Annotated in this window: 26 protein-coding genes and 1 tRNA gene; 22 read left to right on the top strand and 5 right to left on the bottom strand. The window is 65.8% G+C overall.

Features of this window, described 5'->3' with window-relative positions:
• Positions 1–25 precede the first annotated feature (25 nt).
• A complete protein-coding gene (locus tag B7L05_RS11635; RefSeq protein WP_085810420.1) occupies positions 26–1,054 on the bottom strand; it encodes a quinone-dependent dihydroorotate dehydrogenase in 1,029 nt (342 codons plus the stop codon).
• Between the two features lie 249 nt (positions 1,055–1,303).
• Here B7L05_RS11635 and B7L05_RS11630 point away from each other — a divergent pair, with 249 nt between their 5' ends.
• From B7L05_RS11630 to B7L05_RS11555, 16 genes are all read left to right on the top strand, one after another.
• Positions 1,304–2,161, top strand: coding sequence for a helix-turn-helix domain-containing protein (locus B7L05_RS11630; protein ID WP_085810419.1), 858 nt, complete (start codon positions 1,304–1,306; stop codon positions 2,159–2,161).
• A gap of 78 nt (positions 2,162–2,239) precedes the next feature.
• Complete coding sequence (locus B7L05_RS11625; RefSeq protein WP_085810418.1) at positions 2,240–2,704, top strand: SUF system Fe-S cluster assembly regulator; 465 nt, start codon at positions 2,240–2,242, stop codon at positions 2,702–2,704.
• A gap of 1 nt (position 2,705) precedes the next feature.
• Complete coding sequence (sufB, locus tag B7L05_RS11620) at positions 2,706–4,169, top strand: Fe-S cluster assembly protein SufB (protein WP_085810417.1); 1,464 nt, start codon at positions 2,706–2,708, stop codon at positions 4,167–4,169.
• Positions 4,170–4,233: 64 nt separating this feature from the next.
• On the top strand, positions 4,234–4,977 hold the full coding sequence (gene sufC / locus B7L05_RS11615; RefSeq protein WP_085810562.1) for a Fe-S cluster assembly ATPase SufC: 744 nt from the start codon (positions 4,234–4,236) through the stop codon (positions 4,975–4,977).
• A complete protein-coding gene (locus B7L05_RS11610) occupies positions 4,977–6,053 on the top strand; it encodes a SufD family Fe-S cluster assembly protein (protein ID WP_085810416.1) in 1,077 nt (358 codons plus the stop codon). Before sufC ends, B7L05_RS11610 begins: the two co-directional genes overlap by 1 nt.
• On the top strand, positions 6,050–7,273 hold the full coding sequence (locus B7L05_RS11605) for a cysteine desulfurase (RefSeq protein WP_256926706.1): 1,224 nt from the start codon (positions 6,050–6,052) through the stop codon (positions 7,271–7,273). Before B7L05_RS11610 ends, B7L05_RS11605 begins: the two co-directional genes overlap by 4 nt.
• 10 nt (positions 7,274–7,283) lie before the next feature.
• Entirely contained in the window at positions 7,284–7,754 is a 471-nt protein-coding gene (locus B7L05_RS11600; protein WP_085810415.1) for an SUF system Fe-S cluster assembly protein, read from the top strand.
• The gene (locus B7L05_RS11595; protein WP_085810414.1) at positions 7,754–8,107 is read left to right on the top strand and encodes an iron-sulfur cluster assembly accessory protein; all 354 of its coding nucleotides are present in this window, start codon (positions 7,754–7,756) and stop codon (positions 8,105–8,107) included. The genes B7L05_RS11600 and B7L05_RS11595 overlap by 1 nt, the downstream gene beginning before the upstream one ends.
• A gap of 61 nt (positions 8,108–8,168) precedes the next feature.
• Entirely contained in the window at positions 8,169–10,601 is a 2,433-nt protein-coding gene (locus B7L05_RS11590) for a glycogen/starch/alpha-glucan phosphorylase (protein ID WP_085810413.1), read from the top strand.
• A complete protein-coding gene (glgB, locus tag B7L05_RS11585) occupies positions 10,598–12,754 on the top strand; it encodes a 1,4-alpha-glucan branching protein GlgB (protein ID WP_085810412.1) in 2,157 nt (718 codons plus the stop codon). Before B7L05_RS11590 ends, glgB begins: the two co-directional genes overlap by 4 nt.
• A 16-nt stretch (positions 12,755–12,770) precedes the next feature.
• Positions 12,771–14,030, top strand: coding sequence for a glucose-1-phosphate adenylyltransferase (glgC, locus tag B7L05_RS11580; protein ID WP_085810411.1), 1,260 nt, complete (start codon positions 12,771–12,773; stop codon positions 14,028–14,030).
• Between the two features lie 22 nt (positions 14,031–14,052).
• Complete coding sequence (gene glgA, locus B7L05_RS11575) at positions 14,053–15,483, top strand: glycogen synthase GlgA (RefSeq protein ID WP_085810410.1); 1,431 nt, start codon at positions 14,053–14,055, stop codon at positions 15,481–15,483.
• Positions 15,480–17,099, top strand: a complete 1,620-nt coding sequence (locus B7L05_RS11570) for an alpha-D-glucose phosphate-specific phosphoglucomutase (RefSeq protein WP_085810409.1) — start codon at positions 15,480–15,482, stop codon at positions 17,097–17,099. The genes glgA and B7L05_RS11570 overlap by 4 nt, the downstream gene beginning before the upstream one ends.
• Complete coding sequence (locus B7L05_RS11565; protein WP_085810408.1) at positions 17,099–18,820, top strand: glycogen-debranching protein; 1,722 nt, start codon at positions 17,099–17,101, stop codon at positions 18,818–18,820. The genes B7L05_RS11570 and B7L05_RS11565 overlap by 1 nt, the downstream gene beginning before the upstream one ends.
• Positions 18,821–19,840: 1,020 nt before the next feature.
• Complete coding sequence (locus tag B7L05_RS11560; RefSeq protein WP_305852075.1) at positions 19,841–20,770, top strand: aldo/keto reductase; 930 nt, start codon at positions 19,841–19,843, stop codon at positions 20,768–20,770.
• 20 nt (positions 20,771–20,790) lie between these two features.
• Complete coding sequence (locus B7L05_RS11555) at positions 20,791–21,648, top strand: potassium channel family protein (protein ID WP_218776009.1); 858 nt, start codon at positions 20,791–20,793, stop codon at positions 21,646–21,648.
• A 260-nt stretch (positions 21,649–21,908) separates the two neighbouring features.
• On the opposite strand, the gene B7L05_RS11550 is transcribed toward B7L05_RS11555, so the two are convergent.
• Entirely contained in the window at positions 21,909–22,337 is a 429-nt protein-coding gene (locus tag B7L05_RS11550) for a VOC family protein (protein WP_085810405.1), read from the bottom strand.
• Positions 22,338–22,463: 126 nt separating this feature from the next.
• On the opposite strand from B7L05_RS11550, the gene B7L05_RS11545 reads away from it, so the two are divergent.
• Entirely contained in the window at positions 22,464–22,658 is a 195-nt protein-coding gene (locus B7L05_RS11545; RefSeq protein WP_085810404.1) for a hypothetical protein, read from the top strand.
• Here B7L05_RS11545 and B7L05_RS11540 read toward each other — a convergent pair.
• Together B7L05_RS11540 and B7L05_RS11535 are read right to left on the bottom strand one after the other, a co-directional pair.
• Positions 22,631–22,894: a DUF4214 domain-containing protein gene (locus tag B7L05_RS11540; protein WP_085810403.1), complete on the bottom strand. Its 264-nt coding sequence runs from the start codon at positions 22,892–22,894 to the stop codon at positions 22,631–22,633. The two genes, B7L05_RS11545 and B7L05_RS11540, sit on opposite strands and share 28 nt — an antisense overlap.
• A gap of 142 nt (positions 22,895–23,036) precedes the next feature.
• Positions 23,037–23,225, bottom strand: coding sequence for a hypothetical protein (locus B7L05_RS11535; protein WP_085810402.1), 189 nt, complete (start codon positions 23,223–23,225; stop codon positions 23,037–23,039).
• A gap of 82 nt (positions 23,226–23,307) precedes the next feature.
• Between B7L05_RS11535 and B7L05_RS16940 the strand changes: the two genes are divergently transcribed.
• The 5 genes from B7L05_RS16940 to B7L05_RS11520 all read left to right on the top strand — a co-directional run bounded on the left by B7L05_RS16940 (position 23,308) and on the right by B7L05_RS11520 (position 25,104).
• Complete coding sequence (locus B7L05_RS16940; protein ID WP_144037244.1) at positions 23,308–23,877, top strand: hypothetical protein; 570 nt, start codon at positions 23,308–23,310, stop codon at positions 23,875–23,877.
• 34 nt (positions 23,878–23,911) lie between these two features.
• The gene (locus B7L05_RS11530) at positions 23,912–24,226 is read left to right on the top strand and encodes a hypothetical protein (protein WP_144037243.1); all 315 of its coding nucleotides are present in this window, start codon (positions 23,912–23,914) and stop codon (positions 24,224–24,226) included.
• A 146-nt stretch (positions 24,227–24,372) separates the two neighbouring features.
• The gene (locus B7L05_RS11525; protein ID WP_085810400.1) at positions 24,373–24,570 is read left to right on the top strand and encodes a hypothetical protein; all 198 of its coding nucleotides are present in this window, start codon (positions 24,373–24,375) and stop codon (positions 24,568–24,570) included.
• 162 nt (positions 24,571–24,732) lie between these two features.
• Entirely contained in the window at positions 24,733–24,858 is a 126-nt protein-coding gene (locus B7L05_RS17695; RefSeq protein WP_256926705.1) for a hypothetical protein, read from the top strand.
• A 30-nt stretch (positions 24,859–24,888) separates the two neighbouring features.
• Positions 24,889–25,104, top strand: a complete 216-nt coding sequence (locus B7L05_RS11520) for a hypothetical protein (RefSeq protein WP_085810399.1) — start codon at positions 24,889–24,891, stop codon at positions 25,102–25,104.
• On the opposite strand, the gene B7L05_RS11515 is transcribed toward B7L05_RS11520, so the two are convergent.
• Positions 25,093–25,166, bottom strand: a tRNA-Gly gene (locus B7L05_RS11515). The two genes, B7L05_RS11520 and B7L05_RS11515, sit on opposite strands and share 12 nt — an antisense overlap.
• Positions 25,167–25,259 lie beyond the last annotated feature (93 nt).

Raw genomic sequence — 25,259 nt, 5'->3', positions numbered from 1 at the left:
GACCCTATCGGCGCCTTCCGCGGCGTCAACCGGTGCCCACCGCCTCACCGACAGAGGCAAAGCCGTCGCGGCGCAGCAGCGCTGCCAAATCGCGCAGCAGCCGCTGCGGCAACCCCGGTCCGGCATAGACCATCGCCGAGTAGAGCTGGACCAGGCTCGCACCTGCGCGGATGCGGGCATAGGCCTCTTCGCCGCTGTCGATGCCACCGGCGGCGATCAGCGGGATTGCGCCGCCCGTTGCTCGCCGAAAATCGCCCAGCCGCTCCGCGGCGAGCGCGGCGAGCGGCGCGCCCGATAGACCGCCCATCTCGTTGCGCGCCGGCGAGGCGAGCGGGGGCCGTGACACCGTCGTGTTGCCGACGATCAGCGCGTCGAGGCGGTGGTCGATGACCGCCCGCGCGATATCGTCGATCGCCGCGGGCGTGAGATCGGGCGCGACCTTGAGGAACAGCGGCCGCGTACCAGCCGCGGCGCGGGTCGCAGCGAGCAGATCGCGCAGCGGCTGCCCGTGCTGAAGATCGCGCAGCCCCGGCGTGTTCGGCGAGCTGACGTTGATCGTGACATAGTCCGTGATCGCCGCCGCTTTGCCGACGCCCGTGACGTAATCGGCGATGCGATCCGCCGCGTCCTTGTTCGCGCCGACGTTCAAGCCAAGCACACCGCGCCGCTTTGCCGGCAGTCGGGCGAGCCCCCCGTCGAGGCCACCGTTGTTGAAGCCCATGCGGTTGATCACGCCGCGATCGGCGACGAGCCGGAACAGGCGCGGCTTGGCGTTGCCGGCTTGCGGTAGTGGTGTCAGCGTGCCGACCTCGACCGCGCCGAAGCCAAGCGCGTGCAATCCCGCCACTGCTTCGCCGTCCTTGTCGACCCCGGCTGCAACGCCCAGCGGATTGCCGAAGTCGATGTCGGCGACGCGTGTCGCGAGCATCGGATCGTCGAACCGTCGCGCTCCAGGCGTGCCAATCGCCCCCCAAGCGGCAAGGCCACGGATCGTCAAACGATGCGCCCGTTCGGGATGAAGAGCGAAAAGGGCGGGACGCAGCGCAAAGGTCATGCCGCGCCCGGTGCCACAGGCACCGCCGGAATCAAGCGCCCTTTCATCATTATTGGTCCACCGTACGCGGCGGCGATTCCATACAATACATCGTCGCGATTCGAGGGCCTATTGTGCTCGCGACCTGAAGAACCCGCGGTTTGCGGGTTCTAACCTACGGCCCGGCGCCAGCGGCGACCGGGCCGCTTTGCACCGGGTCAGACAAAGCGCTATTCTTCCCGACGCGGCCGGAAGGGGGGGGGCGCAACTGTGGATGTCGTTCAGCTCGACTATCGGGTGCCGCCCGAGGACCTTCGGCCGTACGTCACGCTATTCTACCATTTTCGCGCCGATCTTGCCGTGTTCGACGATGTCGAGCGCGCCGATCACGCGCAACTGCGCTTTCGGCTGCGATCGGGGGCGGAGGCGAGCTACCGCTTTGCCGACGGGCGCTGCCAGCCTTCGCCGATGCTGCACGTCATCGGGCCGACGACGGGCGCGATTCGCACCCGTGCCGAGGGCCCGATCGAACTCGTCGGTATGGGTCTGCAGCCGGCGGGTTGGCACGCGCTGATCGGGATCGAGGCATCGGCGATGATCGATCGCGCGGCGGATGCCTGCGACCTCTTGAGCGTCGGCGTCGTCGATGCCGCGGCGGCGATGCGCGCGGTGAACGACATCGATGCGCGGATCGACATCGCGGCGAGCTTCGTCCGCCGTGCTGTCGCGATCGGCGCGCGCTGCTCGACCGAGTTCGCCGCAAGGATCGACGCTTGGCTCGCCGGCAGCGCATCACCCAATGTGGTCGAACTCGTCGCAATGACCGGGCTGTCACGGCGACAGGTCGAGCGCCGCTGCAACGCGCTATACGGCGCGCCGCCAAGGGTGCTCGCCCGCAAGTATCGCGCACTGCGTGCCGCGTCAGCGCTCGCCAGCGGCAGTGCATCGCTCGACGAACTGCTTGCGGAGGGGTTCTACGATCAGTCGCATCTCATACGCGAATTGAAACGGTTTACCGGCATGACGCCGCGGCAGCTGCGCGAGCGCCCGACGCTGCTCGCGCAGCTCACGATTAGCCAGCGGCACGCGCTGCACGGTCAGGTCCACCCAATCATCTCAGACACGTGATCACCGGTTGATTTCCCCGGCGCGCGCGCCCATCTGCCAATCAGACGAAATCAGTCTGATTTGAGAACCGCTCGCAACATGCGCCTGTCCAGCCTTGCCGACTATGCGATCGTCCTGATGACGGCCGCGGCGCGCCATTGCGGCGGGATGGCGCGCGTCAACGCGACGAGCCTCGCGCAGGAGACCGGCGTGCCGCTGCCGACGGCGCAGAAGCTTGTCAGCCGGCTATCCGCAGCAGGGCTGATCGAAAGCACGCGCGGCACCGGCGGCGGCTTTCGCCTGTCGCGTCCGCCGTCGGCGATCAGCCTCGTCGATGTGATCGAGGCAGTCGAGGGCCCGATCGCATTGACGACCTGCGTCGATACCGACCGGCACGATTGCGCACTCGACGGCACCTGCCTCGTCCGCCCGCATTGGTCGCTTGTCAATCGCACGGTGCGCGACGCGCTCGCGGGCATTGCGCTGACGCACCTCACGGCGACCGCGCCATCGCCTTCGGCCGCTGCCGGCCGCGCCCCGAACATGATGAAGATGGAAGCCTGACATGGCCACGAAGAACGCCGAGGCGCTCGCCGCCGTATCCAAGAAATACGAATGGGGTTTCGCGACCGACATCGAGCAGGACTTCGCGCCCAAAGGACTGAGCGAGGAAACGGTTCGCTACATCTCCGCCAAGAAGGGCGAGCCGGAATGGATGCTCGACTGGCGGTTGAAGGCGTACGCCAAGTGGCTGACGATGGAGTCGCCGGATTGGGCGAAGCTCAATATTCCGCCGATCGACTATCAGGACGCCTATTACTACGCGGAGCCAAAGCAGAAGAAGACCATCGCGTCGCTCGACGAGCTCGATCCCGAAATCCGCCGCACCTACGAGAAGCTGGGCATCCCGATCGCTGAGCAGGAAGTGCTCGCGGGCGTCGAGGGCGCGCGCCGCGTCGCGGTCGATGCGGTTTTCGACAGCGTCTCGGTCGCCACCACCTTCCGCAAGGAACTCGAGGCCGCCGGCGTCATCTTCCGCTCGATCAGCGAGGCGATCCGCGAATATCCGGATCTGGTGAAGAAGTGGCTTGGCAAGGTCGTGCCGCAGCACGACAATTACTTCGCCACGCTCAACAGCGCCGTCTTCTCCGACGGGACGTTCGTCTACATTCCGGAGGGCGTGCGCTGCCCGATGGAGCTCAGCACCTATTTCCGCATCAATGCCGAGAACACCGGCCAGTTCGAGCGCACACTGATCGTCGCTGACAAGGGTGCTTACGTCTCGTATCTTGAGGGCTGCACCGCCCCGATGCGTGACGAGAATCAGCTGCACGCCGCGGTGGTCGAGCTGGTCGCGCTGGACGATGCCGAGATCAAATATTCGACGGTGCAGAACTGGTACCCCGGCGACGAGAACGGCGTCGGCGGTATCTACAATTTCGTCACCAAGCGGGCGCTGTGTCAGGGCAAGAACAGCAAGGTAAGCTGGACTCAGGTCGAGACCGGCAGCGCGGTAACGTGGAAATATCCGTCCTGCGTGTTGCTGGGCGATGGCAGCGTGGGTGAGTTCTACTCCGTCGCGGTGACCAACAACCGCCAGCAGGCGGACACCGGCACCAAGATGATCCACCTCGGCAAAAATACTCGCTCGACCATCGTGTCAAAGGGGATCAGCGCCGGGCGATCGGACAACACCTATCGCGGGCTCGTGCGCGTTGCGCCAACTGCGGAGGGCGTGCGCAACTTCACGCAGTGCGACAGCTTGCTGCTGGGCGACCAGTGCGGCGCGCACACTGTACCGTACATTGAGGTGCGCAACCCCTCGGCGCAGATCGAGCATGAGGCGACCACGTCGAAGATCAGCGAGGACCAGCTATTCTACGCCATGTCGCGCGGCCTCGATCAGGAAGCCGCCGTGGCGCTGATCGTCAACGGCTTCGCCCGCGAGGTGCTGCAGCAGCTGCCGATGGAATTCGCCGTCGAGGCGCAGAAGCTGCTTGGCATCAGCCTTGAGGGTTCGGTGGGATGACCCGCGCTTCGCTCACTCACCTTTTCGGGTCGGCAGCGCCGACCGCCTCCTTTTCGGAATGACCATGCTTAAAATCGAAAATCTTCACGCCGAGATCGACGGCAAGCCGATCCTCAAGGGCCTAAGCCTCTCCGTAAACGCGGGCGAGATCCACGCGATCATGGGGCCGAACGGCGCCGGCAAGTCGACGCTCGGCTATGTGCTTGGCGGGCGTCCCGGCTATGAAGTGACCGAAGGCAGCGTGACCTTTGATGGCGTCGACCTGCTCGAGCTGGAACCGCATGAGCGCGCCGCGGCGGGGCTGTTCCTCGGCTTCCAATATCCGGTGGAGATCCCGGGCGTATCGAACGTCCAGTTCCTGCGCGAGAGCCTCAACGCCCAGCGCGCCGGCCGCGGTGAGAAGCCGCTCTCGGGCGGAGAGTTCCTGAAGCTCGCGCGCGGCCAGGCAGATGCGCTCGGGCTTGATCAGGACATGCTCAAGCGCCCGGTCAACGTCGGCTTCTCGGGCGGTGAGAAGAAGCGCAACGAGATGGTGCAGATGGGCATCATCGATCCCAAGTTCGCGATCCTCGACGAGACCGATAGCGGCCTCGACATCGACGCGCTGCGCATCGTCGGCGACGGCATCAACCGCATCATGCGCAAGCCCGCGAAGGCCGTGCTGCTGATCACCCACTATCAGCGCCTACTTGATTACGTGAAGCCCGACTTCGTCCACGTGCTCGCCGACGGCCGCATCACCCGCTCGGGCGGCGCGGAGCTTGCGCATCAGCTCGAGCGCGAAGGCTATACGGAGATCGCAGCCTGATGAGCGCGCTGCTCGATCTCCCCTCGACCCGCGTCGAGGCATGGCGCTGGGCCGATCTCGGCGCGCTGACCGCGGCTGCCGCGCTCGCGCCGATCGCGGCACCGGCGAGCGAGTTTCTCGACCTGCCCGGCGCGCGCCTACTGTTCGTCGATGGCGTGCTCGATCACGGGCGCAGTGACCTCCAACGCGTGACGATCACCGACCTGGTCGGCGACGATCACGCGCTCGGGCGGCACGCGCGCGGTGTTGGCTGGTCGCTCCACCTCGATGCCGCGGCGGCGGCCGATCCGGTGCAGATCGTTCATGTCGCGACGGCGGGCGAGAACCACCTTCCGGCGGAAGTCGTGCTGGCCGACAATGCGGTCGCGACGGTCATCGAGACGTTCGTCGGCGCCGGTTGGCAGAACCGCTTCACGCGCACCCGGCTCGGGCGCGGCGCGCGTTTGATGCGCGCCGTACGACTGCTTCAGACGGCGGGCTTCGTATCGCTGCGCGAGGCGGCGGAGGTCGGCGAGGCGGCGAGCCTTGTCGCGACGTTCCTGGGCGCCGGCGGGCAGGGGAGCCGGATCGACGCGCAGCTGACGATGGCCGGTGAGGGGGCGTTCGTCGAATATGGCGGTGCGCTGCTGACCGCTGCCGAGCAGCGCCAGGAGTGCGCCGTCCGCGTCAATCACGCGCAGCCCAACGGCGCGTCGCGTCAGGTGTGGCGCGCCGTGGCCGCCGATCGCTCGCAGGTGAGCCTCGCCGCTGCGGTCGAGGTCGCGCGTCATGCGCAGAAAACCGACGGCGAGCAGAGCCTGCGCGGCCTACTGCTCGATCGCACCGCGACGGTGAACCTGAAGCCCGAGCTCGAGATTTTCGCCGACGACGTGAAGTGCGCGCATGGCGCGACAGTCGGCGAGCTCGACCAGCGCGGGCTGTTCTACATGCAGAGCCGCGGCATTCCGCGGGCGCGTGCCGAGGCGATCCTGACGCGGGCGTTCGTCGCCGATGCGCTCGAGCGGATCGGGGACGAGACGGTGCGCGCGGCGTTCGAGGCGGATGCCGATGTCTGGCTGGAGGCGGCGCTGCAGTGACGCAGACGGACACGATCCTCGACGCTGCCCGCCCGCTCGACGTGCTGGCCGACTTCCTCGCGATCCCGGCGGGCTGGGCGTATCTCGATACCGCCGCGACGGCGCAGAAGCCGCGACCGGTGATCGACGCGATCACGCGCGGCTATGACACGACCTATGCGACGGTCCACCGCGGCGTGTACCAGCGGTCGGCGGACATGACGCTGGCCTATGAGGCGGCGCGGCGACGCGTGGCGAGCTTCATCGGCGGCGCGGAAGAAGAAGTCGTGTTCGTCCGCGGCGCGACGGAGGCGATCAACCTCGTTGCGCACAGCTGGGCGGGAACGCAGCTCAAGGCCGGCGATCGCATCCTACTATCGGCGCTGGAGCATCATTCGAACATCGTGCCGTGGCAGATGGTGGCCGAGCGGGTCGGCGCGGCGATCGACGTCGTGCCGCTGACTGCTGATCATCGCATCGATCTCGACGCAATGGCGGCGATGCTGACGCCGGCGCACAAATTGATTGCGCTCGCGCACGTGTCGAACGTGCTGGGATCGGTGCTCGACGCGAAGCGTGCGGCGGCGCTGGCGCATGGTGTGGGCGCGAAGATCCTGATCGACGGGTGCCAGGCGGTCCCGCGGCTGCCGGTCGACGTCGTCGATCTCGACTGCGATTTTTACGTTTTCTCCGCGCACAAGCTGTACGGCCCGACTGGCCTCGGCGTACTGTGGGGCCGGGCAGAACTGCTCGACGCGATGCCGCCCTATCAGGGCGGCGGGTCGATGATCGACCGTGTGACGTTCGCCAGGACGACCTACGCCCCGCCGCCGACGCGGTTCGAGGCGGGAACGCCGCATATCGTCGGCGTGCTCGGGCTGCACGCGGCGATCGATTATGTCGAGGCGATCGGCCTCGATCGCATTCACGCGCATGAGACCGCGCTGGTCCGCCAAACGCGCGAGGCGCTGTCTGCGATCAACTCCGTCCGCCTGTTCGGGCCGGAGGACAGCGCCGGGATCGTATCGTTCGCGATCGAGGGGGTGCATCCGCACGACATCGGCACCATCTTGGACGAAGCGAAGGTCGCGATCCGCGCCGGCCATCATTGCGCGCAGCCGCTGATGGAAACGCTGGGCGTCGAAGCGACCGCGCGCGCGAGCTTCGGCGTCTACAATGGGCCTGCCGATGTCGAAGCGCTGGCGAGGGGCATCGAGAGAGTGAGTCGGATCTTTGGATAGGAATAGTCGGATGAGCGAGTCGATCCGCGTCGAGGAAGTGGACGCCGAGACGAAGCCGCCGCGCGCGCGCGTCGACGACGCGGTCGAGACTCCCGCGGAGACGTTCGCCCGCAAGCGCGACTATCTCGAGGGATTTCTCGCGCAGAAGCCGCAGGGCGAGAATGCGCACGAGCCGGGCGGCGCGCTGTACGAGGCGGTGATCGACGCGCTGAAGGAGATCTACGATCCCGAAATCCCGGTGAACATCTACGAGCTCGGGCTGATCTACAACGTCGAGGTGACCGACGGCGGCCACGCTGTCGTCACCATGACGCTGACGACGCCGCACTGCCCCGTCGCCGAATCGATGCCCGCCGAGGTCGAGCTGCGCGTCGGATCGGTGCCCGGCATCGCGATTGCGGACGTCAATTTGGTATGGGATCCGCCGTGGGATCCCGCCAAGATGTCCGACGAGGCGCGGCTCGAACTGGGGATGCTGTGATGGCGACGACGGTACGCGCACGTCCCGCGGCGTTGATCCTGACGGACACCGCCAAGGCGCGGATCGCCTCGCTGATGGCGAAGGCACCGGCGGACGCGGTCGGCGTCAAGCTGTCGACCCCGCGCCGCGGCTGCTCGGGCCTCGCCTATTCGGTCGACTATGTCACCGAAGCGAAGCCGTTCGACGAGAAGATCGAGACTGACGGCGGCACGCTCTACGTCGATGGCGGATCGATCCTGTACCTCATCGGATCGACGATGGACTGGGTTGAGGACGATTTCACCGCGGGCTTCGTGTTCAACAATCCGAATGCCAAGGGCGCGTGCGGCTGCGGGGAAAGCTTCACCGTCTAAAACGGTGTGCGCGCGGTTCGGCGCGTGACTCGCGGGCGAGCATCGTTAAGCTGCCGTCACGATGACATCCCTCGCTGCACCCGACGCCGCCGCGCCCCGTTCGGCGCTTGCCACCCGTATCGTCGACACGCTGATCCATCGTATCGGCAAGGACGAGCGTGCGGCCCGCCAGCACGATTGGCTCGAAGCGACGATCCTGACGCTGCGCGACGAGATCATCGACAAGTGGATGGCGTCGACCCGCGCGGCGCACGCGGCGGGCGCGAAGCGGGTCTATTACCTCAGCCTCGAATTCCTTATCGGTCGGCTGCTGCGCGATGCGCTGTCGAACCTTGGCCGCAATGCCGAGGTTGGCGAGGCGCTGCGCTCGCTCGGCGTCGATCTCGCCGCGATCGAGGAGATCGAGCCCGATGCCGCGCTCGGCAACGGCGGTCTCGGCCGGCTCGCGGCATGTTTCATGGAGAGCCTCGCGACGCTCGACCTGCCGGCCTACGGCTACGGCATCCGCTACGTGAACGGCATGTTCCGCCAGCGGATCGACGACGGCTGGCAGGTCGAGCTGCCCGAGACGTGGCTGGCGCATGGCAATCCTTGGGAGTTCGAGCGGCGCGAGAGCGCGTATTTCGTCGGCTTCGGCGGCGAGGTGACGAGCAGCGACAACGGGCTGGTGCACTGGAAGCCGGCGGAGGCGGTGGAGGCGGTCGCCTATGATACGCCGGTCGTCGGTTGGCGCGGGACGCGCGTCAACACGCTGCGACTGTGGAGCGCACGCGCGTTCGATCCGATCCGGCTCGATGCGTTCAACGCCGGCGACCATATCGGTGCGCTCGCCGGGCAGGCGCGCGCCGAGACGCTGGTGCGCGTCCTCTACCCCAGCGACTCGGTGGCTTCGGGGCAGGAGCTTCGGCTGCGGCAGGAATATTTTTTCTCCTCCGCCTCGATCCAGGACATCGTGCGCCGCCACGTCCAGTATTTCGGAGATATTCGCACGCTGCCCGAAAAGGCGGCGATCCACCTCAACGATACGCATCCCGCGGTGTCGGTGGCGGAGCTGATGCGGCTGCTGATCGACTATCACGATCTGGCATTCGACGAGGCGTGGGCGATCACGCGCCGCACCTTCGGCTACACCAACCACACGCTGCTGCCCGAAGCGCTGGAGAGTTGGCCGCTGCCGCTGTTCGAACGGCTGCTGCCGCGTCACATGCAGCTGATCTACGCGATCAATGCGGCGGTGCTGCGCGAGGCGCGGCAGGCGGATGGCATCGACGATGCGGCAGTGAGCGCGATCAGCCTGATCGACGAGAACGGCGCGCGGCGCGTGCGGATGGCCAATCTGGCGTTCGTCGGCAGCCACAGCGTCAACGGCGTCGCCGCGCTCCACACCGATCTGATGAAGCAGACCGTCTTCTCGGATCTGCACCGGCTGTACCCGCAGCGGATCAACAATAAGACCAACGGCATCACGCCGCGACGCTGGCTGCTGGCGTGCAACCCGGGGCTTACCGCGCTGATCGAGGAAGCGATCGGCCGGGCCTTCCGCGACGATGCCGCCGCGCTTGAGGCGTTGCTGCCTTTTGCGCAAGATGCTGCTTTCCGGGAGCGTTTCGCCGGGGTGAAACGTTGCAACAAGGTGGCATTGACGCAGTATATAAAGGGGGAGACGGGGCTGCGGCTTGATCCGGACGCGCTGTTTGACGTCCAGATCAAGCGCATTCACGAATACAAGCGCCAGTTGCTCAACATCATCGAAACGGTGGCGCTGTACGATCAGATTCGCAGCCACCCGGAGCGTGAGTGGACGCCGCGGGTAAAGCTGTTCGCGGGCAAGGCGGCCTCGAGCTACCATAATGCGAAACTGATCATCAAACTCGCCAACGATGTGGCGCGCCGGGTCAATGGCGATCCCAGCGTCGGCGGGCTGCTGAAGGTCGCCTTTCTGCCGAATTACAACGTCAGCCTGGCGGAACGTATCGTGCCCGCGGCGGACTTGTCCGAACAAATTTCGACGGCCGGGATGGAAGCGTCGGGCACGGGTAACATGAAGTTCGCGATGAACGGCGCGCTGACGATCGGTACGCTTGACGGCGCCAACGTCGAGATCCGCGACCACGTCGGCGCCGATAATATCGTGATTTTCGGCCTGACCGCGGATGAAGTGGCGGCGAAGCGCGCGGGGGGATATGACCCACGGCGCACGATCGAGGAGAGTCCCGAGCTTGCGCAGGCGGTACGCAACATCGCCTCCGGGGTCTTTTCGCCCGACGATCCGGATCGTTACAAGGGATTGATGCAGGGGCTGTACGACGGCGACTGGTTCATGGTCACCGCCGATTTCGACAGCTACGCCGCGGCACAGCGCGATGTCGACGCACGCTGGGGCGATCGGCCTGCGTGGCAGGCGGCAGCGATCCGCAACGTTGCCAAGATGGGCTGGTTCTCGTCCGATCGGACAATCGGCGAATATGCGCGCGACATCTGGGGCGTCGGGTGAAGCCGCCCGAGGCCGCGATCGCGGCGCTTCTCGCCGGGCGGCACGACGATCCCTTCTCGCTGCTCGGCGCGCATGCAGGGCCCGAAGGGACGTTCGCGCGCGCGCTGGTCCCCGGCGCGCACTCGGTCTCGGCGCACGATCTGGCCGGTACGCTGCTGGGCAAGCTCGTGCGGACCGATCCGCGCGGCGTGTTCGAGGGGCCGATTGCCGGCGCGCCGCAGCCGCTTCGGCTGCGCGCATCCGGTGGCGACGACGCGGATTGGTGGATCACCGATCCCTATAGCTTCGGGCCGGTGCTGGGGCCGGTCGACGATCTGCTGATGGCGGAAGGCACGCATTTTCGCCTTCACGACAAGCTTGGTGCGCATCTGATCGAACACGAGGGCGCGCGCGGCATGCATTTCGCCGTGTGGGCGCCGAACGCACGGCGCGTATCGGTGGTCGGCGATTTCAACGACTGGGACGGCAGCCGCCACGTCATGCGCCGGCGCGGCGACGTGGGTGTGTGGGAGATCTTCCTGCCCGGCGTCGGGGCGGGGCAAAACTACAAGTACGAAATCGTCGGCGCGGACGGCGAGCTTCAGCCGCTCAAGGCCGACCCCTACGCCTTCGCCACCGAATTGCGACCCGGCACGGCATCGGTCACCACCAGTCAGCCGACGCATATCTGGGGCGATGCCGAACATCGTGCGAGCTGGGCGGCGGTCGATCCGCGGCGCGTGCCGATCAGCATCTATGAGGTGCACGCCGGCTCGTGGCAACGCGATGCGGATGGCTGGTTCCTGCCATGGGACGCACTGGCCGATCGGCTGATCCCCTATGCGGTCGAGATGGGCTTCACGCACATCGAATTGCTGCCGATCTCGGAACATCCCTTCGACCCGTCATGGGGGTATCAGACCACCGGGCTCTACGCTCCGTCGGCGCGGTTCGGCGACGTCGAGGGGTTCGCGCGGTTCGTCGACGGGGCGCACCGCGCCGGCATCGGCGTGCTGCTCGACTGGGTGCCGGCGCATTTTCCGACCGACGCCTTCGGCCTCGCCCGCTTCGACGGCACGGCGCTGTACGAGCACGAGGATCCGCGGCTCGGGTTCCACCCCGACTGGAACACCGCGATCTACAATTTCGGGCGGCGCGAGGTGGCGGCGTTCCTCGTCAACAACGCGCTGTTCTGGGCCGAGCGCTATCATATCGACGGGCTGCGCGTCGATGCGGTCGCCTCGATGCTGTACCGTGATTACAGCCGCAAACCGGGCGAGTGGATCCCCAACCGAGAGGGCGGCCGTGAGAATTGGGAAGCGGCGGCCTTCCTCCAGTCGGTCAATTCGGCGGTCTACGCCGCGCATCCCGGCGTGTTCACCGTCGCCGAGGAATCGACCGCCTGGCCGGGGGTGACGCACCCGCCGTACGACGGCGGGCTCGGCTTCGGCTTCAAGTGGAACATGGGCTTCATGCACGATACGCTGAAGTACATGGCGACCGATGCGGTGCACCGGAAATACCATCACCAGGACATCACCTTCGGGCTGATGTACGCCTTCAGCGAGAATTACGTCCTGCCGCTCAGCCACGATGAGGTGGTGCACGGCAAGGGTTCGCTGCTCGCCAAGATGAGCGGCGACGATTGGCAGCAGTTCGCCAATCTGCGCGCCTATTATGCGATGATGTGGGGCTATCCCGGCAAGAAGCTGCTGTTCATGGGGCAGGAGTTCGCGCAGCGGCGCGAGTGGAGCGAGGAGCGAGCGCTCGACTGGGAACTCTGCCATTCCGCGGCGCATGATGGGGTGCGCAAGCTCGTGCGCGATCTGAACCGCCTCTATCGCAGCCGGCCGGCGCTCCACGCGCGCGACTGCGAACCCGAAGGCTTCGAGTGGATCGTCGCCGACGATTCGGCGAACTCGGTGTTCGTCTGGCTGCGCAAGGCGCCGGACGCGAAGCCGATCGCGGTGATCTGCAACATGACGCCAGTCGCGCGCGCGCCGTATCGCGTGCCGCTGCCGCACGACGGGCGCTGGCGCGAGATCCTCAATTCCGACGCGCACGATTACTGGGGCTCGGGGCTGGGCAATCTCGGCGGCGTCGTGGCACGCGACGGCGCGGCGATGGTCACGCTACCGCCGCTCGCGACCATCATGCTTGAATTTGATCGATAAGGAGCGGCGCGAGAGGATGGATCACCGAAAAGGACAGCCGCTTGCGCGCGATGCGATGGCGTACGTGCTCGCCGGCGGGCGTGGCAGCCGGCTCGCCGAGCTGACCGACACGCGCGCCAAGCCAGCGGTCTATTTCGGCGGCAAGAGCCGGATCATCGATTTCGCGCTGTCGAACGCGATCAACTCGGGCATCCGCCGGATCGGCGTCGCGACGCAGTACAAGGCGCACTCGCTGATCCGCCACCTGCAGCGCGGCTGGAACTTCCTTCGCCCCGAGCGCAACGAAAGCTTCGACATCCTGCCCGCGTCGCAGCGCGTCAGCGAGTTCCAATGGTATGAGGGCACGGCCGATGCGGTGTTCCAGAACATCGACATCATCGAGAGCTACGGTCCCGAATATATGGTCATCCTGGCCGGCGATCACATCTACAAGATGGATTACGAGCTGATGCTCCAGCAGCATTGCGACCAGGCGGCCGACGTCACCGTCGCGTGCATGGAAGTGCCGCGGATGGAGGCGACGGCCTTCGGCGTGATGCATATCGACGAGACCGGACGAATCGTCGATTTCGTCGAGAAGCCCGCCGATCCGCCTGCGATGCCGGGCAAGCCCGACGTCGCGCTCGCCTCGATGGGCATCTACGTTTTCAAGACCGCGTTGCTGATCGACCAGCTGCGCCGCGACGCGGAAACGCCCGGATCGAACCGCGACTTCGGCAAGGACATCATCCCCTGGCTGGTGCAGCACGGCAAGGCGGTGGCGCATCAGTTCAGCCAGTCGTGCGTCCGCTCGTCGAACGAAGATTCGGCCTATTGGCGCGACGTCGGTACCGTTGACGCTTATTGGGAAGCCAATATCGATCTGACCGATGTCGTGCCGGCGCTCGACCTCTACGATCGTTCCTGGCCGATCTCGACCTATTCCGAGCTGACGCCGCCGGCGAAGTTCGTGCACGATATCGACGGGCGGCGCGGCTGCGCGGTGTCGAGCCTTGTATCGGGCGACTGCATCGTCTCGGGCTCGTCGGTGCACCGATCTTTGCTGTTTACCGGCGTGCGCGCGCACAGTTTCTCGATGCTCGACGAGGCGGTGGTGCTGCCGTACGTCCACGTCGGCCGGGGCGCGCGCCTGCGTAAGGTGGTGATCGATCGCGGCGTGGAGATCCCCGACAACCTGGTTGTGGGCGAAGATTCCGCTCTCGACGCGAAGCGGTTTCGCCGCACCGATGGCGGCGTGTGCCTTATCACCAAGCCGATGATCGATCGGCTGGTCTGATCGCCTGCTGCGCAGACGCCGCATGAAGGTCCTCTCCGTCGCGTCCGAGGCGTATCCGCTGGTCAAGACCGGCGGCCTCGCCGACGTGGTCGGCGCGCTGCCCGCCGCGCTGGCGCCGCACGGCATTGCCACGACGACGCTGCTGCCGGGCTATCCGGCGGTGCTGACACAGGTCGCGGGCGCCGCGATCCACCGCTGGCGCGACCTGCTGGGGAACGAAGCAAGGCTGCTGAAGGGCGAGATCGACGGGCACCCGCTTATCGTGCTCGACGCGCCCGCGCTGTTCGCGCGCGAGGGCGGGCTGTACGCAGGGCCCGACGGCCGTGACTGGCCCGACAATTGGCGTCGTTTCGCCGCGCTCGCGCGGGCCGCGGCCGAGATCGCGCGCGGCGGCGTCAAGGGGCTGACCTGTGACGTGCTGCACGCGCACGACTGGCAGGCGGCGCTCGCCCCGGCGTACCTGCGCTATGCCGCCACGCCGGTGAAGAGCGTCGTGACAATCCATAATATCGCGTTCCAGGGCCGCTTCGACGCCGAGATCTTCCCCGAGCTTGGAATGCCCGCGTCCGCCTGGGGCATCGACGGCGTCGAATATTACGGCGGCGTCGGCTTCCTCAAGGCGGGGCTCGCCGCCGCCGATGCGATCACAACCGTCAGCCCGACCTATGCGCGCGAGATTCTTCGGCCCGAATTCGGCATGGGGCTCGACGGCCTGATCGCGGCGCGTGCGGCGCAGGTGCACGGCATCGTCAACGGCATCGATCCCGCGATCTGGTCCCCGGGCGACGACCCGGCGCTGGCGGCGCGCTACACGAGCCGGACCTTGGCGCGGCGGGCGACGAACAAGCGCGCCGTCGAGGCCGCCTTCGCGCTGACGGCAGGCGACGGCCCGATCTTCACCGTCGTCAGCCGGCTGGCGTGGCAGAAGGGGATGGACGTGCTGATCGCCTGCCTCGACGCGCTGGTCGACATGGGTGGGCGACTGGCGCTGCTCGGATCGGGAGATGCTGAGCTCGAGTCCGCGTTGCACGACGCCGCCGCGCGACATCCGGGGCGGATCGGCGTGCGCATCGGCTATGACGAAGGGCTGTCGCATCTGCTGCAGGGCGGGGCGGACGCGATCGTCATCCCGTCGCGGTTCGAGCCGTGCGGGCTGACGCAGCTCTACGGCCTCGCCTATGGCTGTGTGCCGATCGTGGCACGCACCGGGGGGCTCGCCGACACGATCGTCGACGCCAACGTCGCGGCGCTTGGCGCGCAGGTCGCCACCGGGTTCCAGTTCGACGGCGTCACGCCCGACGCGCTGCTTTTCGCACTACGCCGCGCAATCGATGTTTATGCCGACCCCGCGGCGTGGCAGGCGATCCAGCGACGCGGCATGAAGGCCGATTTCTCATGGGCGGCGAGCGGCGCCGCCTATGCCGCATTGTATCGGGGGTTGAGCGAGGCATGATCGAGACGGTGCGCACCACGCCTTACGGCGATCAGAAACCGGGTACGTCGGGGCTGCGCAAGAAGGTGCGCGTGTTTCAGCAGCCGCATTATGCCGCGAACTTCATCCAATCGGTGTTCGACGTGATCGACGGCCGCAACGGCTCGACGCTCGTGATCGGCGGCGACGGGCGATTCCTCAACCGCGACGTGGCGGTAACCGCGATCCGCATGGCGGCGGCGAACGGCTTCGCGCGCGTCGTGGTGGGGCAGGGGGCGATCCTATCCACCCCCGCCGCGTCGCACATGATCCGCCAGCGCGGCGCGATCGGCGGTCTCGTGCTCTCGGCCAGCCACAATCCTGGCGGGCCGGACGAGGATTTCGGGATCAAGTACAACGTCGCCAATGGCGGGCCCGCGCCGGAAAAGGTGACCGACGCAATCGTCGCGCGCACCGCGGCAATCGATCGATATCACATCGTCGCCGACGCCGCGGTCGACCTCGATACGCTGGGCGCACAGCACGTCGGCGACATGGTTGTCGAGGTCGTCGATCCGGTTGCCGCCTACGCCGATCTGATGGAGACGCTGTTCGATTTCCCGCTGATCCGCGCCGCCGGCCTGTCGATGGCGTTCGACGCGATGCACGCGGTGACGGGGCCCTATGCGGTCGAGATCCTCGAGCGGCGGCTCGGCTTCGCGGCCGGCACCGTGCGCAACGGCACGCCACTGGAGGATTTCGGCGGCCACCACCCCGATCCCAATCTTGTCCACGCGCGCGCGCTGTACGATACGATGATGGCAGCCGATGCGCCCGATTTCGGGGCCGCATCGGACGGCGACGGCGATCGCAACCTGATCATCGGCCGCGGCATCTTCATCACTCCGTCGGACAGTCTGGCGATGCTCGCCGCGAATGCGCATCTCGCGCCGGGCTATGCGCGCGGACTTCAGGGCATCGCGCGCTCGATGCCGACCAGCGCCGCCGCCGATCGCGTCGCCGCCGCGCTCGGCATTCCCTGCTTCGAGACGCCGACGGGGTGGAAGTTCTTCGGCAATCTCCTCGACGCCGGAATGGCGACGATCTGCGGCGAGGAGAGCGCGGGGACGGGGTCTGATCACGTCCGCGAAAAGGACGGGCTGTGGGCGGTGCTGCTGTGGCTCAACATCCTGGCGGCGACCGGCAAGTCGGCTGCCATTATTGCGCAGGATCATTGGGCACGTTTCGGGCGCAACTATTACGCCCGGCACGATTATGAAGGCGTAGACAGTGCCGCGGCCGAGGCACTGATGGCAGGGCTCAGGGGCAAGCTGGCCGATCTGCCGGGCGAACGCATCGGATCGCTGCTGATCGCCGCGGCGAACGATTTCGCCTACCACGATCCGACCGACGGTTCGGTGAGCCGCAACCAGGGTATCCGCATTCTGTTCGATGGCGGCAGCCGTGTCGTCTTCCGCCTCTCGGGGACGGGAACGAGCGGCGCGACGCTGCGCGTCTACCTCGAACGGTACGAGCCGGTAGGCGGGACGCTAGACGCGGATACAACCGCGATGCTCGCCGACATCGCCGCGGCAGCCGAGGCGATCGCGGGCATCGTCGCGCACACCGGAAGGCGGCAACCCGACGTCGTCACGTGATGCTGGCAAGCCCGGACGGCACCACGCGCCGGTTCAGCGTACGCGCGCCGGACGCGGCGAGCGTGTGGCTGTGCCCGTTCGATGACGCTGACCGCGAAACCCGGGTCGCAATGGATCGCGATGGGGAGACCTGGGTGGCCCACGCGCCGATCGTTCGGCATCAGCGCTACGGCTTCCGCGCCGCCGGGCCACCCCCGTTCGATCCCGCCAAGCTCCTCGTCGATCCTTATGCGACGCACCTCGACAGGCCGTTCGAGTATGATGCGCGGCTCGCCATGTTCGGCGCGGATACCGCCGCGCTGGTGCCCAAGGCGGTCGTCGTCGATCCGCTTCCGCCGGTTGTGCCCGCGCCGCCGGTGTTTCGGGCGGGCGGCCTCATCTACGAGCTGAACGTCCGCGGCTTCACCAACCTCCATCTGGATCTGCCCCCCGCAATCCGTGGCACGGTGTCGGCGCTGGCGCATCCCGCGGTGATCGAGCATCTGCGAACGATCTGCGTCGATGCGGTCGAGCTGATGCCGATTGTCGCCTGGATCGACGAGCGCCACCTGCCGCCGCTCGGCCTGCGCAACGCGTGGGGATACAATCCCGTCGTGCCGATGGCGCTCGATCCGCGGCTGTGCCCCGGCGGCATGGCTGAGTTGCGCGACACGGTGGCGACGCTGCGCGGCGCAGGCATCGGCGTGATTCTCGACCTCGTCTTCAATCATACCGGCGAGAGCGATGCCGAGGGGCCGACGCTGTCGCTGCGGGGGCTCGACGATCGCCACTATGCCCGCGCGCCCGACGGTGCGCTGATCAACGATACGGGAACGGGCAACACGCTCGACTTCGGCTATCCCCCGACGCGTGATCTCGTCTTGGCGACGCTGCGACACTTCGTCGGACAGGCGGGGGTGGACGGCTTCCGCTTCGATCTCGCCACCGTCCTGGCACGATCGCCGGGATTCGCACCCGACGCGCCGATCTTCGCTGCCATCGCGGCCGATCCGCTGCTTGCCGACCGGATCATGATCGCCGAGCCGTGGGATATCGGCCCCGGCGGTTACCGGCTCGGCCAGTTTCCCGCGTCCTGGCTTGAATGGAACGATCGTTATCGCGACGACGTGCGGCGCTTCTGGCGCGGCGATGGCAGCGTCGGAGCGCTCGCAACGCGGCTGGCCGGATCAACCGATATCTTCGGCGACGAACGGACGCGGAGCGTCAATTTCATGGCGTCGCACGACGGATTCACGCTTGCCGACACGGTCCGCTACGCGACGCGCCACAACGAGGCGAACGGCGAGAGCAACCGCGACGGTCATGCGCACGAGGTAAGCTGGATCAGCGCGACGCCAGGCGCCGACGTCCGTGCGCTGCTCGCGACATTGTTCGCGTCGCGCGGGACGATCATGATCGCGGCCGGCGACGAGATGGGCCGCACGCAGCACGGCAACAACAACGCCTACGCGCAGGACAATGCGACCTCATGGATCGATTGGGGAGCGATCGACCATGATCTCGTCGGCCATGTCGCGCATCTGGCGCAATGGCGCCGCGCGCATCACGACATCCCGGACGTGCGCGTGCGTCACGATATACGCTGGTCAACCAACGATGGTCAGCCGATGGCCGAGCAAGATTGGTCTCGTGCCGACGGTGTGGTGATGCGCGTCGCTGCGGGCGAAGCCGAAGACGCGATCTCGTTCGATCGGCCTGCCCGTCGGGTGACGTTTAGCTGATTAGTGGAGCGGGTTTCAGGCACACGCCAAGAGTGTAGTTGGCTGAAGGCGCGATCGCAGGCCTTCCGAGATGTGTTAACAATCGCGCTGCCGCTCGTAAAAGCAGCCATTCCGCGCACGCTCAATTTGCGGGAATTGTACGCAGGTTTACATACCTTCCGACGCGGTCTGAGCCATGACAGATGACGGCAGGTCGAGGAACTTTGCGGCAACCTCAAGATCACTGGCGAACAGTAGCAACTCTGAGTACATAATGCGCTCTACCTGGCAGCCCTCTTACACGTAGATAGTTGGAGCGTGTCGGCTCGACCGTGCGGTGCGCCCGCTATCGACCGCAGCGTTTCAGGTAGTCATCGTTTGGTCACCAGATCCTTCACACCGGTGGGCGCTTCCGGCCCTAAGAATGTCAGTTGGAAGAGCGTCGGATCGCTTCGCTATTCCACGATTCGGCAGATATGTGCCCAGAAGATCGGAAAACTTCGACCGTCGTGAACGGAAAAGATACCGCGCGGTTTGCTGCTTCAGCCGTCAGGCAAGAGCACAAAGTCTACCAGCCGCGAGCATCCAATCGCTTAGCTCTCGATGCACCATGACTAGCGCATTGGTACGGATCATGCGCGTCAATTTGCGCTGGTATATGTCTGCTTACTATCGAACCAAGACCTACTTAAAATCGAAGCGAAGCCCCGCACCCAGATAGTTCGACCCCGTGCGTTGCGAACTGATCAAACCATAGACGCCCGAGCGGTGGTTGAGCCGAAGCACGAGATGGACGTTTGGCGCACTGGAGTCGGTCAACTCGGTTTCAAAGTTCATGTAATACTGAAACTGCTTCGTCCCCACCCCGCGAACGCCACTATCGCCGCTCTCTGCACGAGGGTTTGTGAACGCGTAGGACACGCCGTTACCCCAAGCCACATTAAGTGACGTGCCGCCAAAAATACCGAGTTGCCCAGACCGCAACACGATCGCAGCGTTAGTCTCGACTGCCCGTGCGCGGTTGCCGCAGGCGGGGGACGCGTGACGGCCGCTGTCACCAGCGCCGCGCAGCGGGTGACGTCCGGGCCGGAACCGGAGGGCATGGAACGGCGCCGCTTCGGTTCCCTGCCAGGCGACGTGCCCGTGATCGGCCAGGGTAGCTGGTACATTGACGACGCGCACCAGCCCACGGCGGTCGCGGCGCTGCGTCGAGGGCTAGACCTCGGCATGAGCCACATCGACACTGCGGAGATGTATGGCGACGCCGAGCTGGTGATCGGCGAGGCGATCGCAGGTAGGCGCGACGAGGTCTTCCTCGTCTCCAAAGTCCTCCCCGGCAACGCCTCCGCGCGGGGAACGATCGCCGCCTGCGAACGCTCGCTGGCGCGTCTGCGCACCGATCGGCTGGACTGCTACCTGCTGCACTGGCGCGGGTCGTACCCGCTGGACGAGACCTTCCAGGCCTTCGAGCGGCTCTGCGAGCAGGGCAAGATCCTGTCCTGGGGTGTCAGCAACTTCGACGTTCCGGACCTTGAGGAGGCCTGGGCCGCTGGCGGCGAGGGCCGGATCGCCTGCAACCAGCTCCTCTATCACCTTGAGGAGCGCGCCATCGAGTACGCCGTACTGCCATGGTGCGAGCAGCACGGCATCGCCGTCGTTGCGTACAGCCCGTTCGGCCACGGCCGCTTTCCGGCTCTTCGCTCGGCAGGCGGTCAGGTGCTGGAGGAGATCGCTGCCGATCACGGCGCAACCGCTCGTCAGGTGGCGCTGCGTTTCCTGGTCCGGCGATCGTCCACCGTTGCTATCCCCAAGGCGTCAAACCCGGAACATGCTGCCGACAACGCCGGCGCCGGCCCGCTGCGCCTAACGGAGGCCGAGCTTGACCGGATCGATGCAGCGTTGCCAAGCTGGCTGGCAAGCGCGGAGGCACGGTTCTCACGTTTGCCGGTCCGCTCATTGTCGTCTTACTGATCGGATTCTGGGCAATCGGCTTGGCGCTTGGCGCGGCGCTTATCGTCCAGCCCGAGCTCGGCACCGCGATCCGTCCCGCAAGCGGCCGGGCGTCCACTGACTTCGTCACCGCGCTGTTGGTTGCGGGAAACAGCCTGTCGATAGTCGGCGGCGGCGACTATTCGCCGCACACGACCGGTACGCGCCTGCTCTTCCTTCTTAACTCGCTGATTGGCGCGTCGGTGCTGTCGCTGGTGCTGAGCTATCTTGTCCAAGTGTATTCGGCTCTCCGGGAGCGCAACGCACTGGCGCTTGCGGTCGACCTGATAACCGACGGCACTGGCGACGCGGCCGTGATGCTGGCCAAGCTCTTACCGGAAGGGGAGGCGAGTGACGCAACGGGCGAACTCGGCAATCTCGTCCGCTCCCTCGCGGCAACCAAGGAGGCGCATCATTTCTATCCGTTGCTCTTCTACTTTCGCTTCGAAGAGCCGCTGTACGCCGTGTCCAGGTTCAGCTTCGTCCTTCTCGATGCGACGACGCTGATCGATACCGCGCTCGATCGTGCCCGCTATCGCGCACTCGCGGCCTCTGCGCCCGTCGCGGCGGTCCGCCGTGGTGCCCGACTGCTGCTCGAGACGCTCGACTCCCACTTTCCGACTGTCCGCGATCGCGCCGACGCCGCGACCGAGGCGTGGCCGCTCCGCCAGAGCTACGATGCGGCGATCCGGACACTCGCCGGGGCCAAGATCACGACGCAGCCGGAAGGCGTCCAAGCATATGTCGCCTTGCGCCTCGATTGGGAACCGCTCGTCCGGCGTGTTGCTCCAACGCTTGGCTACGCGTTGCCGGAGATCGATAGACGGACTGCTGCGACACAGGCAGCCGCCGCAAATTGATCCTTCGATCGAACGAAGGGCGGAAGCCATGGCGGCGCAGCGGCAAGCTGATCGGCATTGGACGAGAGCACGTCGCTGCCGACGACCCCAGCCTGAACGAAGCGCAAGTACCAATTCGGGCACCGCAAGCCGGCGATACCGCAAGTTTGAAGTCTCAAGCCGCTCAGAGAACGGGGCAGGGCGCAGGACGCGGTCAAGCCACACGATGAACGATCAGCAGAATACAGAAATTGGCGGGGCGCTCTGTAACTGCTTCTGTTTCATCCGGCGGGCGCAAAGGGATCGTAGCTGCCAAAGCTCCAGGCGTTACCCTCCGGATCACGGGCGCCGTACCCGCGGCCACCGTAATCCTGATCGCTCGGTTCCATGAAGATGACCGCTCCGGCAGCCCGGGCGCGTACGGCGTGCGCATCGACGTCTTCGACAACCACATAGGCTGACTGCGCGTTTCCGCCCGCCGCGGCCACCGACACCATGGGCGCCGCCCTACTAAAGCCTCCGTCCTGCGCGGTAGTCAGCATGATCATCTGGCCGTCGCGGACCAGTTGAGCGTGGTGGATAATGCGGGCGTTCTGCGGATCCACGAAGACGGCGTGGCGTTCGAAACCGAAAGCAGCGCAGAGGAAGTCGATTGCGCGCGGTGCATCCTCATACCGCAGACAAGGTATGATGGCGGAACGGGTGGACATGGCAGTCTCCTCCTTGGCGCCCCGCTTCTATCGCGCGAGCTTCGCGCCGGAATACTAATCGTCTAGCCCGGCTTGCGCGCAGACCGGCGGGCTGATGGTTCGCCATGGCAGCGCGGGGACAGCTCGATGACCGAGGAACTGCAGGCCACGATCGAGCGGCTTCATGCATTCAGCCAATCGTGGAATGACGATGAGGTCGGCCATCTTACTGGCAAGGATCTCCGCCTGGTGGTCGAGCATTTACGTGGGGCAGAAGCAGCTCCCGTCGCCGGCGTTATCAACAAGACTTTCAATCAGCGCCGGTTCTGCATCGACAGGTGATGCTCTCGAAACTTGCTTGCCTCTTCGCTCATCGTCATCGAGCGAACCACAGCGATCAATGTTTCGCGGTTCGGTGCCTTCAAAATCAAGTCCCGGTAGTGCTTCAGGCCCGAAGCGTCCGGCGCACGGCCGAACATCGCATGATAGCAGACGTCGACAAAAGCCTTGGCTTCACAATCACTAAAGTTGAGAGCAGCTCCCACAGGACCTGCTTTTCGAATCGGCAGCACGATCATCCCTCCCCCAAGGATGGCCGCGTCTTAGCTTCTTTGAGCAATACTGCCTACGGCAACATTTTGATACGCATCAACGCAAGTGCGGTAGCTTTGCCGGGTCGGGCGCTACCAGTCGCATCGCCGCCTCGATCGGTGCGCGCCGCTACGCTTCCTCATCCTCATCGTGCAGCAGCGCCGGCATCCCCTTTGGATGGACCGCCACCAACAGCGAGTTCAGCTCGGTGGTCAGGAGCCCAAACCCGGCGCCGCCGCCGGCTTGGCGCGAGACCTCGGCGAAGCCGACAGCGGGATGCCGTCTCGTTGCAATGAACGGCGCGTCTGCAGCTAGCATGAATTATCATTGCCAAGTCATGAGAGAGGCTTTGCAATCCAATCCGGCCGATTCGGGCTGGGGTGCCTAACACGGGCGGGGGATGGCAGAGCATCGAAAGCTTTTGGTTGATCGGGCGGCGCTTCGGGGTGCCGCCGACACTCCGCTGCAGAAGCTCACCAAGCGCGAGTATGAAGCGGTTCGCATGTATCTCGAGCAGGGACATCGAGGCCGCGCCGCTAGCAAGCTCGGGATCTCGGAGAACACGCTCAAATCCCAACTCGCGTCAGCCCGTCGCAAATTGCAGATGCCAGATCACGTGATTGCCGGGCTGATCTTCCCCGACAGGGCTGGCCCTCACCCAAGGCGGGTCAACCCACCTCATCCAAGGCGGGTTAACCCGGAATGGGTAATGGAGGAACGAGCGCCGCCCCCTCTATCCGGATCACCGCCGGACGATGGTTCCGGCGGCGACGTTCCGCTCGAAGGTGAGCGGATATCGCCCATCCTCTTCCGGTGGAGCCGACGAAATGACTTGACCACAAAATCGCGTCTTATTGCGATCGCTCATCTCACTGTTGCGATCTTCTCGAGCTACGTCCTGGCGTTCGCGGTCTTCGACGGCATGCAGCGCGTAGCCGACCAACTGAATCCGATTAGCCATCCTCGATAACGTCGGAGCGTTGCTCCGGCGAAGGAGCACGCACATGCCGACAACACGCCATCAAGTTGCTGCTGACATCGCGACCGCCTTCTTGCCCGCAAAGGCGCAGTCCGTTCGCAGTTCCATCTCGATGCTCGAGGCGCTCGCAATCATGGTCGAGGCGAGGGCCAAGGCTCGTATGCCCGATGCAAGCTTCGGCGCGCCGATCCTAGAACAGATGCGCACCGCGGTGAATGCGGCTTTCGATGCGCAGCAGCATATTCACGAAGCTCACGCGATGCTTGCCCCGATCAGGAAGGCATGGAAGATCGCGCCCGGCACTTACGGGCCGAACGACAGCCCAGAAGACCGTCCATGAGCCGATGGGCCTCGCACTCGCCGTTGAGCATGTCGCGCAGAGCGATCTGAACGTGACGTGCGCGGCGATCGACGGCCGCTAGGTCGACGGCTTTCGCAGATGGCTGGCGGATAAGCCGGTCGTTTCGCCGGACGGCAAATTCAGGCGTGCGCGAGCTCGCCGCCGCGATCTACGCGACGCCGGGCCGGGCAGCACAGTTCCAGGCCGAGCTGCCAAAGGCTGTTGCGGGGTCGCCGCGGTATCGCGCCGGCGTCGCAAAGCTGGCGGCGATGTTCGGTTTCGCGATGGGGATCCTCGGGCGCGAGCGCTTGATCGCTTATCTGCGCGTGGCGGTCGCCACTTAGGCACGGCGGAGGAGATCTTCGACTTGCGGGTAGGGCGATGGATTCCCGAGGCGCAAGTGCTAGCTCTCGATCCGCCGGGCCGTCGCCAGACGCGCAAGTGCCGCGGCCGCATCCCCATCGCGCGGCAGTTCGCGCCGTTTCTCGATGCGATGGGCGATGTATATGACGGTCAGCACCATGCGAGCGTCGTGGGACAAGATGCACGCTCAGATCGGCTTGCTGGCCGAACGCGGGGAAGCCGGCATCAAGCTGATCCGTCGATCGATGGCGACGCTGTGCCGACGCTGAATCGGCGAGGCCAGCTGGCGTAAGCGCGAGATGATGCTCAGGCACGTCGAAGCCAGCATCAGCGACATCTACGCGCTGCCCGATCCGGCCAAATTCGGACTGGCTCTCGCGGCTGACGAAGAGATCATCGACGAGATCTTCGCGCTCGCGACCGGTGCATATTACCGCGTCGCCACCACAAGCGGCCCACCCTTGAAGCTAGTGACGGGTATCAGAAATGGCTCAAATCTGCCGTGGAGCGGGTGAAGGGAATCGAACCCTCGTCGTAAGCTTGGGAAGCTTCTGCTCTACCATTGAGCTACACCCGCGCGCGCCAAGCCATGTCAGCTATTCGCACCGGTGATACCGGTGGCCGCCGCTGACAGGTGCTGGCCGGTCGATCCGCCTCTATTCAAAGCCTC

This window comes from Sphingomonas sp. TZW2008, from assembly GCF_002117915.1.
Lineage (GTDB): Bacteria > Pseudomonadota > Alphaproteobacteria > Sphingomonadales > Sphingomonadaceae > Sphingomonas.
This window is presented reverse-complemented; position numbering and strand designations above follow the sequence as displayed.